Origin of the sequence: Amycolatopsis sp. w19 (genome assembly GCF_051373225.1) — a bacterium.
Classification (GTDB): Bacteria; Actinomycetota; Actinomycetes; order Mycobacteriales; family Pseudonocardiaceae; genus Amycolatopsis; species Amycolatopsis japonica.
On sequence record NZ_JBPQFM010000001.1, the window covers coordinates 207,869 to 222,818 of the forward strand.

The following is a 14,950-nucleotide window of genomic DNA, read 5'->3' on the forward strand; positions in this document are numbered from 1 at the left end:
CACGACCCCGGGCCGAAGGCTCCCTTGGCCGCGTCGGACGCGGCGAAGGGAGCTTTCACCCCGGCTGAGGCCTCGCTCACGAACACGCACGACCCGCCTTCGGCACGGCCTTACGGCGCGAGTTGCAGCCGCATGGCGCTACGCGGTGACGCGGATGTCGTCGACCGCGGACTCCCACAGCGACGCGGTGCTCGCGTCGGCGGCTTCGACCAGCAGGCGCACGCTACGGCCGGCGAACGACGACAGGTCCGCCGTCGCGTTCTGCCAGACCCCGGCCACCTCGGTCGCGGACCCGGTCTTCTCGAACACCGTCGTCGGCGCGGTCCCGTCGAGGACGCGGATCCGCAGGTAGTCCGCCGACGTCGCGTTGTCGCCGTGCGCGAAGGTGTAGGAGAAGGTCAGTTTCCCGCCCGCGGGCACCGTGAACGCCGGTGAGGCCATCGACGACGCCCCGCCGTCGAGGTCGTTGACGCCGTACTCCGATCCGGCCAGCCGCCCGGTGACCAGGCAGTTCACGCCGCTGGTGGTGTCGCCGCGCTGCTTGATCTGGTTGCTGTAGGTCGAGGTGGTCTGTTCGGGGTCGCCCCGTTCCCACTTGCCCGCCGTCGCGGTGTCGGACCCGGCCGTGTTGAGCCGCCAGCCCTTGTCGGTCTCGAAGTCGTCGGCGAACGCCTCACCGCCCGCCGCGCCGACGCTCACCGTGACCTTCGCCGTCTGCGTCGTGGAGCCCGAGGTCCCGGTGACCGTGGCGGCCGCGGATCCGGACGCGGTGTCCGAAGCGGTCAAGGTCAGCGTCGCGGTCGCCGTGCCGTTCGCGGGCGGGGTGACCGACGAGGGGGAGATCGTCCCGGTCACGCCCGAGGGCAGGCCGGAGACCGAAAGCGCGGTCGCCGCGGTGAAGCCGCCGGTGCTGCCGACGTTCACCGTCACCGACGCCGTCCCGCCCGGTTTCACCGAGACGGACGACGGTTCGGCACCGACGGTGAAGCCGGGGGAGGAAGACGCCGCCTTCTTGCATTTGCCGGTCGCGGTGTCAGTGAAGGTGCGGCCCGACACCGGCACGAAGTCGCTGCGGTAGTCGGTCGCGCTCAGCGTCAGCTTCCCGACGCCGAAGGTGTTGGTGTTACCCGCCTCCTGCACGGCGGCCGAGGACTGGTCGAAGTTGTAGTAACCCCGGCCACCGGTTCCGATCAGCAGTTCGCGGACGCCGTTCGCGTCGTCGCGGGTGCCGTCCGGCCGGGACGGTGCGTAGCGCTGATAGTTGTGGTCGTGGCCGACGACGACGAGATCGGCCTTCGCGTTGTAGAGCGCCTGGAAGAACGGCGTGACCGACGAGTCGTCGCCGTGTGTGCCGCGGCTGAAGCGCGGGTGGTGGAAGAACGCGGCCGTGCAGGGTTTGGTGCTCGCCGCCAGGTCGTTCTTCAGCCAGGTCTCCTGCGCCGAACCGGTACTGCGGGTGATGTTGGAGTTGAGCGCCACGAAATGCCAGTCGCCGACGTCGAAGCTGTAGTAGCCCTTGCCGCGTTCACCGGCTCGCGCGCCGAAGTAATCGAAGTACCCGGAGGCGCCGGACGTGTTGTATTCGTGGTTGCCCGGCGTCGGATAGGTGATTGCTTTGAACTGCCCGTAGTAGGGGTCGTAGTTGTTCTTGTATTCCGACAGCGTGCCCGAACTGTAGGCGTTGTCCCCGGCCAGGATCAGCGCCTGCGGGTTCATGTTCTTGATCAGCGGCGCGGTCTGGTTGCACGAAGACCCGCAGACGTCGCCGACGGCGGCCACCGTGGTCGTCGCCGCGGCGAGCGGCCGGTCGCCCGCCTGGTAGGCGTCGATGGCGAAGCGGCTGGCGGGATCGGACAGTGCCGCCGACACCTGCACACAGTCGCCTTCGAACGCGCGGGTGTGGAAAGCCTTGCCCGGCCAGTGTCGCGAAGTGAGCGTGTACGAGCCCGCACTGCTGCCGGTCAGGGTCACGGAGTCGTTGCCACGCAACGAAAGCTCCGTGAACCGGACGCGTAGCCAGTGCGCTCCGGGCGCGCAGACGGACCGGTCGGCCGAAGTGGACGTGCCGCCACCGGACACCGACGCGGGGCCGCCGGTCACGCCCGCTTCGGTCAGTTGTGGAACCTGATCGGCCACTTCGGGCACGGCGGGCGGAGCGGCCCCGCCTGCCTGGGGATGCGCGGCGACCAGGAAGGCCCCGGCCGCCAGCGTGGAGGTGGCGACGGCGAGCGTGCGACGGCGCCATCGTTTCGTGGTTGAGCGCATGCGAAATCATCCTCTTCGGTCATCGGCGGGAGGACGTGCGAGTCGTCGGGGATTCGGGGGATTCTTCCGACGATTCCGACCCTAATCGCGGCCCGGGGAGCGTCAACGAAAAGTCGTGGCGAGGCTGGATAACTCTGAACGGCGCCCGTTCACCCGACGAAAGTCGGGCGTTTCGGACGGTACGCTGCGCCTTCATGACGAGTCTCGCTCCGGCGGAATTCGGTGCCGCACTGCGCGCCGCGATCGAACGCAGCGGGCTGAGTCTCAGTGAGATCAGCCGCCGGTTGCGCGATCACGAGACGCCGGTCAGTGTCAGCGCGCTGAGCTATTGGCAGAATGGCGAGAATCGGCCGGAACGGGCGAGTTCCCTCGCCGCGGTGACCGCGCTGGAGGTCATTCTCGGTCAGTCGCCGGAAACGCTGACCGGATTGCTCGGCCCGCGTCGTCCTCGTGGGCGCTGGACCGTCCGCACCGGACACGCCCTGAGCTACGACCAGGTGTGGCGGCGACCGGAGGAGGTGGTGCGCGCACTGTCCAAAATGGACGTGACACCGGACGAGCTCGACACCCCGCACCGGCTTTCCCAGTACCTCACCTACCGCGTCGACGGCGACGGCAACCAGGAATCGGTCCGGGTCCGGCGGCTGATCCGAGCCGATCGGGACGGCACGTCGCGGTTCGTCTTCGTGAACCGGTGCTCCAGCATCACCCAGCCGCCGTCCGTGCTGTTCACCGACGGCTGCCGCCCGGCGCGGTTCCGCGCGGACGTCCCGTCGTCCACCTGCGTGTTCGAGTTCGCCCTCGACCGCACCTTGGCGGCAGGTGAACTCGCCGTCGTCGAGTTCGGCGTGCGGTATCCGCCGGGCCAGGGCCGGCGGCACGTGCAGGTCGCGCTCTACCGGCCGGCGCGGGACGTCGCGGTGCAGGTCAGCTTCGATCCCGGCCGGTTGCCGCGGCGCTGCGCCGGTTTCTTCCGGCCGCGCGGCGTCCTGCCACCCGAGGAACGGTCCGAGGCGAGGTTCGACCGGGACACCAGCACCTTCCAGTTCATCACCCTCGATCCGCAGCCCGGCCAGTACGGCATCCAGTGGAGCTGGACCTGACTATTCGTAAGGCCGTTCGGGCGCGGGGACCGGTGTGGCGCTTTCGACCTTCAGGAACGGGATGTGTTCGCCGTTGACCTCGTCCACCACGGACCCCGGCCGGAACGTGCCGGTGACCTCGATCCAGGTGTCGGGTTCGCTCGGGACGCGGCCGTCCAGCACGACCTTGACCGGTCGTCCGTCGGCGGCGCAGCAGGTCAGGATCATCCGGACGAGCAGTGACGCGCCGTCCGCGCCGGTGGCGGTGAAGCCGGTGAGCACGACCCGCCTCGCACCGAGGGAACGGCCCTCGTCGAACACCGCGCGCGACGCGTAGTCCAGGACGGTCACCTTCACCGGGTCGCCATCGGGCAAGGGCGGGTACTCGTCGGAGCGTGTCAGCGCCATGCCCGCGTTGCCCGCCGCGTAACTGCCGAGCGGCTGCGGGGCGACCAACAGCAGGGCGAGGACCGGAAGCGGGAGCAGCCACCCCACCTTCGGGTGACGATGGCGGTTCGTGGCCGCGAGCACGAGGACCAGGAGGCCCGACGCGAGCAGGAACGGCCAGAGCCCTTCCTTGACATAGCGCAGGTACTGGCCGGTCAGGCAGACCTTGAGCACCGCCGCGCCCAGCAGGAGCAGCACGACGGTCGCGGCGGTCCGGTTCACCAGAGCACCGTCCCGGTCACGGCCGCGCAGGCGAGCGCGACCACGAACGTGGCGGGCGCGAACCGCGCGGCGAACCGCCTGCCGAAGGTGCCGGCCTGCATGGCGAACAGTTTCAGGTCGACCATCGGCCCGACCACCAGGAACGCCAGGCGGGCGGTGAGGGAGAACTGGGTCAGCGAGGCGGCGACGAAGGCGTCCGCCTCACTGCAGATCGACAACAGGACCGCCAGCAGCGACAGCGCGAGGACACCGAGCAGTGGATCGTCCGCGACGGCCTGGAGCCAGCGGCCCGGGATCAGGACGTTGAGTGTCGCGGCCGCCATGGCCCCGACGACGAGGAAGCCGCCCGCGTGCACCAGGTCGTGGCCCGCGGCGCCGGCGAACGCCCGCCAGCGCGTGTCACCGTGGGCGTGTTCGGGCAGTTTGATCCATTCCGTCCGGCCGAGGCCGAGCCACAGCCAGCCCATCACGACCGAAGCGGCGAGCCCGGCCGCCGCCCTGGCGAAGACCATCGACGGCCGATCAGGGAACGCGATCGCCGTCGCGGCCAGTACGACCGGGTTGAGAGCGGGAGCCGCGAGCAGGAACGCGAGCGCCGCGGCCGGAGTGACCCCTTTGCGCACCAGGGCGCCGGCGACCGGGACCGAACCGCATTCGCAGCCCGGCAGCACCATTCCGGTCGCCGCGGCGGCCGGTACCGCGAGGGCCGGATGTTTCGGCAGGGCTTTCGCGAAGAATTCCCGCGGCACGAAGACCGCGATGGCGGCGGAAAGGGTGACGCCGAAGACGAGGAACGGAACGGCCTGGAGCACGATCGAAACGAAGACCGTCGTCCAGGTCTGCACGATCGGCGCCCCGAGGACGTCGCCGAGCAGACCCCGCGCGAGCAGAATCAGCACGAGAAAGGCCGCGAGCACTTCCACCGAACCGATGCGCGAGCGCACTCCGGTGTCCGTCATGTGGCGAACCTCCCATCATCGGTCAGAACTTTAGGGATTTCGCGGTCCACCTGGAATTTCGTTCTCTGGATAACGCTGGACGACCACGAATGGGCCGAGTCGCCCGCCTCGCCCGGTCGGGGGTATTTCCGGATTCCGATTGTGTTCACCCGGCCGGTGGGCACAAGAATCGCCGCATGCGTGCAAGGCGATTCGCCTCTCTTTCCGCCGGTGCCGCCGCTGCGGTGTGCGTGGCGGCTCTCGTGGTCACCGACGGCGCGGCCGCCGCCCCTTTGCCGGGCGGACTGGGACCGTGTGTCGGTCCGGCCTGCCCGGGTAAATACCCGCCGGTGAACAACAAGGACTACGCGGGCCGGGACAACGGCATCAACGTCTACGTCGGTGGCGAATTCCAGGTACGGGAAGCGGCGGCCGAAGCCGAAGGCCGGGTCGTCGTCCTCGGCGGTTTCGACATGGCGAAACGAGCGGGCGCGTCGTCCGTCTACAACGTCGGCATCGCCGGTGTCGGGTCACGTGTTCCGCCGCCCGACGGCGCCGACTTCCTGACCACCGGCGGAAACGTCAGCGTCGCGGCGGACCAGCGGCTGCTCGCCGACGGCGGGGTCGTCCGGCACGCCGGAACCGTCACCGGGACGGTGACCGGGAAACTCGAAAAGGACCCCGACGCGGCGAAGCCCTATTTGAGCCTGCGCGAGGATCTGCGAGTGGCGAGCAAGTGCTACGCGCGGGACGGCGCCACACCGCGGCCGGCCACGGGAACGGCGGTCAACCAGGGCTATCGCACCCTGTTCACCGGAGACGGCAAATCCGCGCTGCAGGTGTTCACCGTGGACTTCGACCTGACCGGCGCCACCGGTGGCATGCAGGGAATCGAGTTCGAGGGCATCCCGGCCGGGGCGACGATTCTGGTCAACATGGTGGGAGCGGCCCGCACGATCAACACCTACACCGGTGACCTGAACGATCAGGACCCGCTGAACAAACTGCGCGAGCGCCTGCTGTGGAACTTCCCGGACGCCACCCAGGTGAAGATCGCCGGTGGCGCCCAGTTCCAGGGAAGCGTGCTGATCGGCGAACCCGGGAGCACCGCGACCGTCACCGCGTCCGGGATGAACGGCCGGTTCTTCACCACGGGCTCGCTGGTGCACAGTTCCGAAGCGACCGGTGGTGGCGGGCAGGAGTTCCACGCCTACCCGTTCGACGGTGATCTGCCGGAATGCGGCAGCACGCCGACCACTACGCCGAGCAGCTCGTCCTCGTCCTCTTCTTCGTCTTCGTCGAGCTCGGCCACGACGAGCAGCAGCTCCACGTCGACGAGCCCGACTTCGACGACCACGACCAGCTCGCCGACCTCGACCACGTCCACCTCGACGTCCAGCTCCTCGACGTCGGCCACGTCCACTTCGACCACACCGACGTCGACCACCTCGTCGAGTCGGGCGAGCAGCACGTCGACCAGCCCGACGTCGAGCAGCAGCTCGTCGAGCGCGACTTCATCGAGCCCGACGTCGAGTAGCAGCGTCACCGCGTCGTCCAGTGCCACTTCGAGTAGCCCTTCGCCGACCACCACCAGCAGCTCCTCGAGCACGACCGCGGCTCCCGGGGTGACCACCTCCACGACGCCGGGGCAGCCGGGAGCGACCACTCCAGGTGGCGGGCCGTCCGACGGCGGCCCGCTGGCCTCGACCGGCAGCGAGATCCGAGGTCTGCTGGTGTCGGGCCTGTTCCTGTTGCTGGTCGGTGGCGCGCTGGTGGCGCTCACGATCCGGTCGAGGCGCCGCGAGTCCTGATACTCCGGCCACTTGGACGGCTCGATCCACTGCGGACCTGTGCGATCGTGGGCCCGCAGGAAAACGAGGAGGAGCCGTTGCCCGATGAAGCCCGACGAGAACGAGCGCGCCGGCCGGCCTCGGTGCATTCACGCCCCGGGACGTCTCCCCGAGAACTCGTGCGCACCCACCTGGCCGAGGCCGGAATCGAGGACGTGACCGGATCATTGCGGGCCGCCCAGGAAGCGGGTGACATCGCCGCGAACCGTGATCCGGCACGGGAGGCGCATCTCCTGTGGAGCATGGTGAATCTCCTGCGCGCACCAGCCGGTGTGGACGAGCGGCAGGCAGCCGAGGTGCTGGCCACCGTCGACTACCACCTCGACCTCTTGTTCCGGCCACGCCCGAAACTCGCCGTCGTCGTGGTGGACTGCCCCGATCCACAGGCCCTGGCTCCGTTCTACGAAGCCCTGTTGGGCGCGCCCCGGACCGGGAACGGCCCCGATCACGTCAGGATCACACTGGGCGGTGACCAGCCTGAGCTCGCCCTGCACCGCACCGATCACTTCGTCCGGCCGGACTGGAAGAGGGGCGATCCCGCGCAGCAACTGCACCTGGATCTGCTCGTCACCGACCTGGACGAAGCGGAGCAGGAGGTACTCGCTCTCGGCGGGCACCTCCTCGACGGCTCGGACAAACCCATCGGCTACCGCGTGTACGCCGATCCGATCGGACATCCGTTCTGCCTGGTCACCCCTGAGGGTCTCGGCTGACCTTCACGGCGGTGTCGATGACGTCGCGGCGGTCCACCAGCAGGGCCTCCGCGGCGGTCCGGCCGGCCGCGGCCAGGTAGGCGTCGACGAGCCGGTTGCCGACCGCGTACCCGGCGCCGGTCGGCAGGCCGACGGGAGTGCCGCCGTAACGGGCGGCCGTCTCGTCGCCGTGTACCCAGGCCGCGAAGTTCTGCATACCGGTGATCTCCAGGCCGGAGACGACCTTCTCGAACACCGCGTCGTCCCGCAGATGCGGCACGCCGATGCGGGCGTAGCCGAGTTCGTCGCCGTACAACTGGCGGGCGAACGCGTCGGCCAGGCCTTCGGACACGATCTGCTCGCCGACCGTGACGGTCGCCGGATCCCAGATCACCCCACCGGGGCTGTAGCGCAGGTTGTGGTTGAGCTCGTGGACGGCGGTGGCCTCCACCCTCGCCAGATTCTCCGGATACGGCCAGAAGTTGAGGTAGATGTAGCCGGACACGCTGCCGTTGGCCGACATCCCCAGGTTCGGGCCCATGAAGTGCCGGTCGCCCGGATCACCCAGCACGGTGAGCACGGTGATGTCCGGGATCGCCAGCCCGGGCGTCGCGGCGAGCTGAGCGGTGACGGCGTCGTCGAGGGCTCGCTGGATGCGGTTCCAGGCGTCCGCCTCGTGCAGGGCTTCGAGAGCCTCCAGACAGCGATCCTCGTCGCGGTCGAGCGGGAATCCGGAGCTCATCGCGTGCATCGCCACGAGGTCGACGTCGCCGGGGAAGTAGCGGTACATCCCGGCGGCGGGCTCGACCATCGCCTTGAGCAGGGCCGCGCGGTCCGCCCGAGGCGCGCGCAGGATCTCGCGCATGGCGGGGTAGGTGTCGAGAACGGTGATCGTCATGAGAGCGACCGTAAAGCCTCCAGTGGGTGGAGACTCAAGCCTCGTGAGCCGGACCCTGAGAACGGACCAGGGGAAAGCCCGGATGTCCTCGCCGCCGCCCGCTTCTAACGTCGTGATCATGATCCGACGGATACTCCTGACGGTGCTCGCGGGCGCGGCGGTCCTCCTCGTGCCCTGGACCGTCTACCTCGCGCACACCCTGCCCGACCGGTACGACACCGGGCAGTGGCGCGCGGCCTGGGTCGGGTTCGACGTCGCGCTCCTGCTCTGCTTCGCGGCGGGAGCGTGGCTGGGGATGCGCCGACGGCGGGCGGCCGTGCCGCTGCTGTCGGCGACGGCCGCGATGTTGTGCTGCGACGCGTGGTTCGACGTCATGCTGGGCTGGACGTCGTCCGAACGATGGACCAGCGTCGCGCTCGCCGTCTTCGTCGAGATCCCGGTCGCCGTGGTCCTGGCCTTCGCCGCGCGGCGGCTGCTGGGTGACGCGCTGCCGAAGCGATCGGTGAACCTGAACGACATCGCGATGCGCGAGGACCCGCGCTACCACCTGGTGACGCGCGAACTCCCCGCCGCCGAGGAGGACGTCGCGCGCCGGACCGGGCTGGCGCGTGCCGAAGTCGACCAGTGTCTGAAAACCTTGCAGGACAACGGTTTCGTGCGCCGTGACCGGAAAGGGAACTGGCTCTCGATCCCGCAGGACCTGCGCGAGCCGAAGCCGGACGACTACGACGGCGCGGATCGGGAACGGGTCACCGCGTTCCTCGACGCCAAGTACGCGAACGAGGTCGCTTTGCTGTCCTGGGCGGCGGAGCACCGCGACGAGTTCGGCCCGTGGGCGACGGCGCAGCGGACTTCGGCACGGCTCACCGAGGCGGAATTCCGGGAACTGGACGCGGAATACCGCGAGCTGATCACGCGGTACTGCCATCGCCGACGGCGTCCGGCGGAGGGTGAGAAGGAGCTTTCCGTGCGTTTCTACGCCTTCCCGCCACCGGAGACGGCCCCGGTCTAGGGGTGCCGCCAGGCCAGGAAGGTCTCCAAAGTGGTCAGCCGGTGCTCGCGCACGGCCAGTTCGATCTCCCCGGCCGGGGCGTTCCGGTCGAACAGGTCGAGGATCTTCTGGTGCTCCTGCACGGATTCGTGCGCGCGGCCGGGGACGAAGCTGAACGTCGAGGTGCGCAGCCCCGCCAGCCGGTTCCAGCCGCGGTTGACCAGATCGAGCACCTGCGGATTGGGGCAGGTGCCGAACAGGACGCGGTGGAAGTCGCGGTTCAGCGCGGTGAACCGCGACGGCTCGAAGTTGTCGAGACACGCCGTCAGCTCCGCGTTGAGTCCCTTGGCCTGGTCGAGCGCCTCATCGGGGAGGGACGGCGCCGCCAGCGCGGCGGCGTACCCCTCGACCAGCGCGAGCGTCTGCATGGTGTGCTGGTAGTCGCTCTCGTCGGCCATGGCGACCTGCGCGCCGATGTTGTGCTCGTAGGTCACCAGCCCTTCGGCCTCCAGCCGCCGCACCGCCTCGCGCACGGGCACGGTGCTGACGCCAAGCTCCTGCGCGATCTGCCCGAACACGAGGCGGTAGCCGGGGGAGAAGGTGCCGTCGTCGATCCTCGCCTTGATCCAGTGGTAGGCGATCTGCGACTTGCTCATCGCGGTCGAATTCACCGCGTCGCCCGCGGTCACGAGTAGTGCAGCCAGACTGATTTGATCTCGGTGTACGCGTCGATCGCCCACGGCCCCATCTCGCGGCCCCAGCCCGACGCCTTGTACCCGCCCCACGGCGCGGCCATGTCGGGGATCGGCGGCATGTTGACGAACACCGCGCCTGCGCGGATGCCGTTCGCGAACCGCTGCGCGACGCCCAGGTCGCGAGTCCAGACGGTGGCCGCGAGCCCGTATTCGGTGTCGTTCGCCCGCGCCAGCAACTCGTCCGGATCGTCGTAGGCGGTGACGGCGAGGACCGGGCCGAAGATCTCCTCGCGCATGATCGTCATGTCGTCGGCCACGTCTGCGAACAGCGTCGGGGTGTAGAAGTAGCCGTCGCGATCGACGGGCTTGCCGCCGGTGACCAGCTCCGCGCCCTGCTCGCTGCCGGTGGAGACGAGGAAGTCGACGTGCTCGCGATGCTTGGCGGACACGAGGGGCCCGAGCTGCGTCGACTCGTCCAGCCCCGGACCGAGCTTGAGGCCTTCGAGCCCGGAGGCCAGTTTCGCGACGAATTCCTGTTCACGTTTGCGGTCCACGAAGAACCGGGTGTACGCGGCACAGACCTGACCGCTGTTCAGCGTCGCGCCCGCCAGGTTGCCGGCGACGGCGGCGTCGATGTCGGCGTCGCCCGAGATGATGCTGGGCGCCTTGCCACCGAGTTCGAGGGTGAGCCGTTTGAGGTTCGACTCCGCGCTGGCCGCCGTGATCAGCTTCCCGACCGCGGTCGACCCGGTGTAGGACAGGTGGTCGACGTCGTCGTGCCTGCTCAGGAGCGCGCCCACCGCGCCGTCGCCGGTGACCAGGTTGACCACGCCCGGCGGGAACCCGGCCTCGTGCACGAGCTCGACCAGCCGGATGCTGGTCAGCGGCGTGACCTCGCTGGGCTTGATCACCACGGTGTTGCCGGTGGCCAGCGCGGGCGCGAGCTTCCACACGAGGATCATCAGCGGGAAGTTCCACGGCGTGATCAGCGCGTTCACGCCGACCGGCTCGCGGCGGGTGTAGTGCAGCGTGTCCGGGAAGGACACCGGGTTCGTGGTGCCCTGGATCTTGGTGACCCAGCCCGCGAAGTACCGCAGGTGCTCGGCCGCGCCGGTGACGCTGACCTGGCGGGAGATCCCGATCGGCTGGCCCTGGTCGCGGGTTTCGAGCGCGGCCAGCTCCTCGTGGTGCTCGTCGACCAGCGACGCCAGCTTGAACAGCAGCGCGGCCCGCTGGACCGGCAGCAGTCCCGCCCAGGCGGGGTCGTTCAGTGCCTTCCGTGCGGCACCGACGGCGGCGTCGACGTCGGCGGGCGACGCGGTGCCGACCTCCTCGATCACCTGGCCGGTGGCCGGATCGTACGTCGGCAGGGACCCGCCTCCCGCGGCGGTCCACTGTCCGTCGATGAACAGGCGTGTGGCCATGGCTAGCTCCTCCTCGACCGGTGTGTGATCGAGTATCGGGCGCCGCGACGTCTCCGGTCTTGCCCGCCAGGGCACGCCGATTGTCGGCCAGCGAACCGAATCCGCCGGACGTCCGCGTGCCTTGCGAGGGTGGGGGACATGGACGTCATCGTGGTGGGAGCGGGTTCGGCCGGTTCGGTGGTCGCCAGGAGACTGGCCGACTCCGGGGCGTGGGTCACCCTGCTCGAAGCGGGCGGGCCGGACACGAATCCGGCCATTCACGACCCTTCGCGGGCCGGCGAGCTGTGGCACGGCCCGGAGGATTGGGACTACTACACCGTGCCGCAGCCGCACGCGGCGAACCGGCGGCTGCATCTGCCGCGCGGCAAGGTGCTCGGCGGGTCGCATTCGCTCAACGCGATGATCTGGGTGCGCGGCGCCCCGGCCGACTACGACGGCTGGGACCTGCCCGGCTGGCGCTGGGACGACGTCCGGCCGGTGTTCGAACGGATCGAGAAGGATCTGCTCGACGTCGTGCCGAACGAGCCGCTGCATCCGATCCAGCAGTCCATTGTGGACGCGGCGGTGGAGATCGGGCTGCCGTTCAACCCGGACTACAACGGCGACGAACTCGACGGTGTGTCGGTGCAGCGCGTCACCACCCGCGACGGCAAGCGGCTCAACACCTGGCTCGCCTACGGAGAGCCCGCCGCCGAACGGATGACCGTCCACACGGGAGCGCTCGTCCACAGGTTGCTCTTCGAGGGCGACAAGGTGACCGGAGTGCTGGCCGAGGTCGACGGCGAGCTGCGCAAGGTCTTCGCCGACGAGGTCGTGCTCGCCGCCGGCGCGCTGGCGTCACCGGCGATCCTGCTGCGCAGCGGCGTCGGCCCGGTCGACGAACTGGAGGTGCACGGTATCGACGTCGTCGCAGAGCTGCCGGGCGTCGGGAAGAACCTGCACGACCACTTGCTCTCGCCGGTCATCTTCGCGACCGATCGCCGCCGGGTCGATCCGCCCGCGCCGGGGCGGTCGGTGACGCAGACCCATCTGTTCTGGCGCAGCCGTCCCGGACTGCCGGTGCCCGACACCCAGCCGATCCACTTCAGCGTGCCGATGTACGAGTCGTGGATGACGGGCCCGGAAACCGGGTTCTCGCTGATGGCGGGCATGGTCACGCCGCGCAGCCGGGGCAGTCTCCGGCTTTCGGGGCCGAGCCCGCTCGACGAACCGTTGATCGATCTCGCCGCGCTGGAGGATCCGGCCGACTTCGAGAGCCTGGTCGCGTCGGTCGGGCAGTGCCGGGAGATCGGCCGCGCGTCCGCGCTGGCGGAGGGATGGGGAGCCCGCGAGCTGTATCCGGGGCCGGAGGCCGATGTCCGCGAGTACGTCCGCCGGACCGCGATCACCTACCACCACCAGGTCGGGACCTGCCGGATGGGCACCGACGCGGACTCGGTGGTCGACCCGGAACTCGCCGTGCACGGGCTGAGCGGGCTCCGGATCGCCGACGCGTCGGTGCTGCCGCGGGTGACCACGGGCAACACCAACGCGCCGGCGGTATTGGTCGGCGAACAGGCCGCCAGGTTCATGCTCGGCCGATAATGCGGCGCAGCCAGGAGGCCCGGGCGGCGAGCGCGGCCCGGGTCACCTCGCTGTCCGGGGCGATCCGGTCGAAACCGTGGTACGCGCCCGCCCAGACGTGCAGTTCGGTGGGCACGCCGGCCCGCCAGAGCCGCCGCGCGTAGCCGACGTCCTCGTCACGGAAGATCTCGGCCGCGCCGACCTCGATGAAGGCGGGCGGAAGTCCGGTCAGGTCTTCCGCGGTCGCGGGAACGGCGTACGGCGACGTCTGTCCGTTCAGGAGCGACCGCCAGCCGAACTCGTTGGCCTCGCGTCCCCACACGCCGCGTTCCGCGAATTCCACTGTGGACGCCGAGTCGTTGCGGCTGTCGATCATCGGGCACAGCAGGAGCTGACCTGCCGGCGCCGGTCCGCCGCGATCCCTGGCCAGCAGGGCGATCCCGGCGCTGAGCCCGCCTCCCGCGCTGCCGCCGCCGACGATCAGCCTGCCCGGATCGAAGCCGAGTTCGGCCGCGTGCTCGACCATCCAGGTCAGGCCCGCGTAGCAGTCTTCGATCGGTGCCGGGTGCGGGTGCTCTGGAGCGAGCCGATAGTCGACGGTCACCGCGACGAAGCCGAATTCCTCGACCAGCGCGACCATCCGGGGCAGGTCGGCGAACCGGTCGTCCAGCACCATGCCGCCGCCGTGGATGTTGTAGAACCCCGGCGCGTTCCGGGCATCGGGCGGCTTGACGACGGTGACGACCACGTCGGTGCCGGGTACCTGGCGGTCTTCCCAGACGAGATCCCGGTCGCCGATCGCCTCGGCGCAGGTCGGGTTGCCCTCGGCCATCGCCTGGCGGATGCCCGCCAGCGAATCGGCGCTCAGTGGCGGCCCGGTGGGCAGACCTTCGAGGGCTCCGGCGAGCTCGGGATCGAAGGCCGTCACGGTCCCTCCGGATCGACGACGCCGCGGTCGGCCCAGTACGGCTCGACCAGTTCACGGAGCTGCTCCGCACCGACACGCTCGACGAGGTCGACGGCGCCGAGGTTGTCCTTGAGCTGCTCGGTGCTCGTCGCACCGAAGAGGGTGGTCGTGTTGGCCGGGTGGGTGAGGGTGAACGCGAGACACAGCTGCGCCGGCGTCGTGTCCAGGTCGGCCGCGATCTTCGCCAGCGCCGGGGCGGAGGCGGCGATGCGTTCGCGGATGTCGCCGGGGTCGCGGCCCACCTGACGCGCTCCGCTGTTCTTGCCCAGCAGGATCCCGCCCTCGAAGATGTCCGAAGACTGGAGTGTGACGCCGAGTTCGCCGAAGACCTTCGCGAACGGTTCACCGTCCGGAATGGACCGTCGCGCGACGCTGTACTTCAGCTGCGCGATGGCGGGGCCGGGCACGTTCTCGGCCGCGGCGAAATCGTGCAAGGCCCGGATCGTGGTGGCGGACCAGTTGTTGACGCCCCAGTGCCGGATGAGCCCGGCCTCGCGGAGCTCGTTCAGATCCAGCACGAGCCGGTGCAGGTCGGTGTCGTCGCGCCGGAGATCGCCCAGTACCACGAGATCGGCGTGCTCGACGCCCGCGCGGAACAACGCGTTGTCCAGCTGGTCGCGGAGGTCGTGCTCGGGATATCCCTCCAGCCAGAGCTTGGCCGAAAGCAGGTAGTCCTCGCGGCGGAGGCCCGCGGCGCGGACCATCGCGGAGAACAGCACGTCGGTGAAGACCGGTGTGGCGCCGGGGAATCCGTAGACGGCGACGTCGAAGAGCGTGATGCCGGAATCGACCGCGGTGCGGACGAGGTCGACCGCCTCGCGGAAGTCCATCCGGTCGTAGGTGTGCCAGGAGCCGAGCGAGAGGACGCCGGTGAGCGGGCCGTCGCGGCCGATGCGACGCTGGGGGATGGTCATTC

13 protein-coding genes are annotated in these 14,950 nt (G+C 69.8%); 5 read left to right on the forward strand and 8 right to left on the reverse strand.

Translation table 11 applies throughout. The annotated features are described in order from the left end of the window. Nucleotides 1-138: 138 nt before the first annotated feature. Nucleotides 139-2,265 carry a metallophosphoesterase gene (locus ACSMFO_RS00885; RefSeq protein ID WP_436456379.1) on the reverse strand — a complete coding sequence of 709 codons (2,127 nt, stop codon included), beginning with the start codon at nucleotides 2,263-2,265 and terminating at the stop codon, nucleotides 139-141. 194 nt (nucleotides 2,266-2,459) lie between these two features. Here ACSMFO_RS00885 and ACSMFO_RS00890 point away from each other — a divergent pair, with 194 nt between their 5' ends. Continuing rightward, nucleotides 2,460-3,368 (forward strand): helix-turn-helix domain-containing protein, encoded by a 909-nt coding sequence (locus ACSMFO_RS00890; RefSeq protein WP_436456380.1) that lies wholly within the window; start codon nucleotides 2,460-2,462, stop codon nucleotides 3,366-3,368. Here the strand turns inward: ACSMFO_RS00890 and ACSMFO_RS00895 are convergent, their stop codons facing one another. Together ACSMFO_RS00895 and ACSMFO_RS00900 are read right to left on the reverse strand one after the other, a co-directional pair. Then, entirely contained in the window at nucleotides 3,369-4,016 is a 648-nt protein-coding gene (locus ACSMFO_RS00895; RefSeq protein ID WP_436456381.1) for a TIGR03943 family putative permease subunit, read from the reverse strand. It lies immediately after the preceding gene. Beyond that, nucleotides 4,013-4,975, reverse strand: a complete 963-nt coding sequence (locus tag ACSMFO_RS00900) for a permease (RefSeq protein WP_436456383.1) — start codon at nucleotides 4,973-4,975, stop codon at nucleotides 4,013-4,015. The genes ACSMFO_RS00895 and ACSMFO_RS00900 overlap by 4 nt, the downstream gene beginning before the upstream one ends. A 176-nt stretch (nucleotides 4,976-5,151) precedes the next feature. Between ACSMFO_RS00900 and ACSMFO_RS00905 the strand changes: the two genes are divergently transcribed. Continuing rightward, nucleotides 5,152-6,765 carry a choice-of-anchor A family protein gene (locus ACSMFO_RS00905; protein WP_436456384.1) on the forward strand — a complete coding sequence of 538 codons (1,614 nt, stop codon included), beginning with the start codon at nucleotides 5,152-5,154 and terminating at the stop codon, nucleotides 6,763-6,765. A gap of 158 nt (nucleotides 6,766-6,923) precedes the next feature. Continuing rightward, complete coding sequence (locus ACSMFO_RS00910; RefSeq protein WP_436456385.1) at nucleotides 6,924-7,517, forward strand: VOC family protein; 594 nt, start codon at nucleotides 6,924-6,926, stop codon at nucleotides 7,515-7,517. Here ACSMFO_RS00910 and ACSMFO_RS00915 read toward each other — a convergent pair. Further along, nucleotides 7,495-8,394 carry a DUF2268 domain-containing protein gene (locus ACSMFO_RS00915; protein WP_436456386.1) on the reverse strand — a complete coding sequence of 300 codons (900 nt, stop codon included), beginning with the start codon at nucleotides 8,392-8,394 and terminating at the stop codon, nucleotides 7,495-7,497. The genes ACSMFO_RS00910 and ACSMFO_RS00915 overlap by 23 nt on opposite strands. A 118-nt stretch (nucleotides 8,395-8,512) precedes the next feature. On the opposite strand from ACSMFO_RS00915, the gene ACSMFO_RS00920 reads away from it, so the two are divergent. Then, the gene (locus ACSMFO_RS00920) at nucleotides 8,513-9,406 is read left to right on the forward strand and encodes a helix-turn-helix domain-containing protein (RefSeq protein WP_436456387.1); all 894 of its coding nucleotides are present in this window, start codon (nucleotides 8,513-8,515) and stop codon (nucleotides 9,404-9,406) included. Here the strand turns inward: ACSMFO_RS00920 and ACSMFO_RS00925 are convergent. Both ACSMFO_RS00925 and ACSMFO_RS00930 read right to left on the reverse strand, forming a co-directional pair. After that, nucleotides 9,403-10,074: a GntR family transcriptional regulator gene (locus ACSMFO_RS00925; RefSeq protein ID WP_081975771.1), complete on the reverse strand. Its 672-nt coding sequence runs from the start codon at nucleotides 10,072-10,074 to the stop codon at nucleotides 9,403-9,405. The genes ACSMFO_RS00920 and ACSMFO_RS00925 overlap by 4 nt on opposite strands. Further along, the gene (locus tag ACSMFO_RS00930) at nucleotides 10,071-11,504 is read right to left on the reverse strand and encodes an aldehyde dehydrogenase family protein (protein WP_436456388.1); all 1,434 of its coding nucleotides are present in this window, start codon (nucleotides 11,502-11,504) and stop codon (nucleotides 10,071-10,073) included. Before ACSMFO_RS00930 ends, ACSMFO_RS00925 begins: the two co-directional genes overlap by 4 nt. 138 nt (nucleotides 11,505-11,642) lie before the next feature. Between ACSMFO_RS00930 and ACSMFO_RS00935 the strand changes: the two genes are divergently transcribed. Beyond that, the gene (locus tag ACSMFO_RS00935; protein ID WP_436456389.1) at nucleotides 11,643-13,088 is read left to right on the forward strand and encodes a GMC family oxidoreductase; all 1,446 of its coding nucleotides are present in this window, start codon (nucleotides 11,643-11,645) and stop codon (nucleotides 13,086-13,088) included. Here ACSMFO_RS00935 and ACSMFO_RS00940 read toward each other — a convergent pair. Together ACSMFO_RS00940 and ACSMFO_RS00945 are read right to left on the reverse strand one after the other, a co-directional pair. Further along, nucleotides 13,072-13,995: an alpha/beta hydrolase gene (locus ACSMFO_RS00940; RefSeq protein WP_436456390.1), complete on the reverse strand. Its 924-nt coding sequence runs from the start codon at nucleotides 13,993-13,995 to the stop codon at nucleotides 13,072-13,074. The two genes, ACSMFO_RS00935 and ACSMFO_RS00940, sit on opposite strands and share 17 nt — an antisense overlap. Beyond that, nucleotides 13,992-14,948, reverse strand: a complete 957-nt coding sequence (locus ACSMFO_RS00945) for an aldo/keto reductase (RefSeq protein ID WP_436456391.1) — start codon at nucleotides 14,946-14,948, stop codon at nucleotides 13,992-13,994. Before ACSMFO_RS00945 ends, ACSMFO_RS00940 begins: the two co-directional genes overlap by 4 nt. Nucleotides 14,949-14,950: the final 2 nt, after the last annotated feature.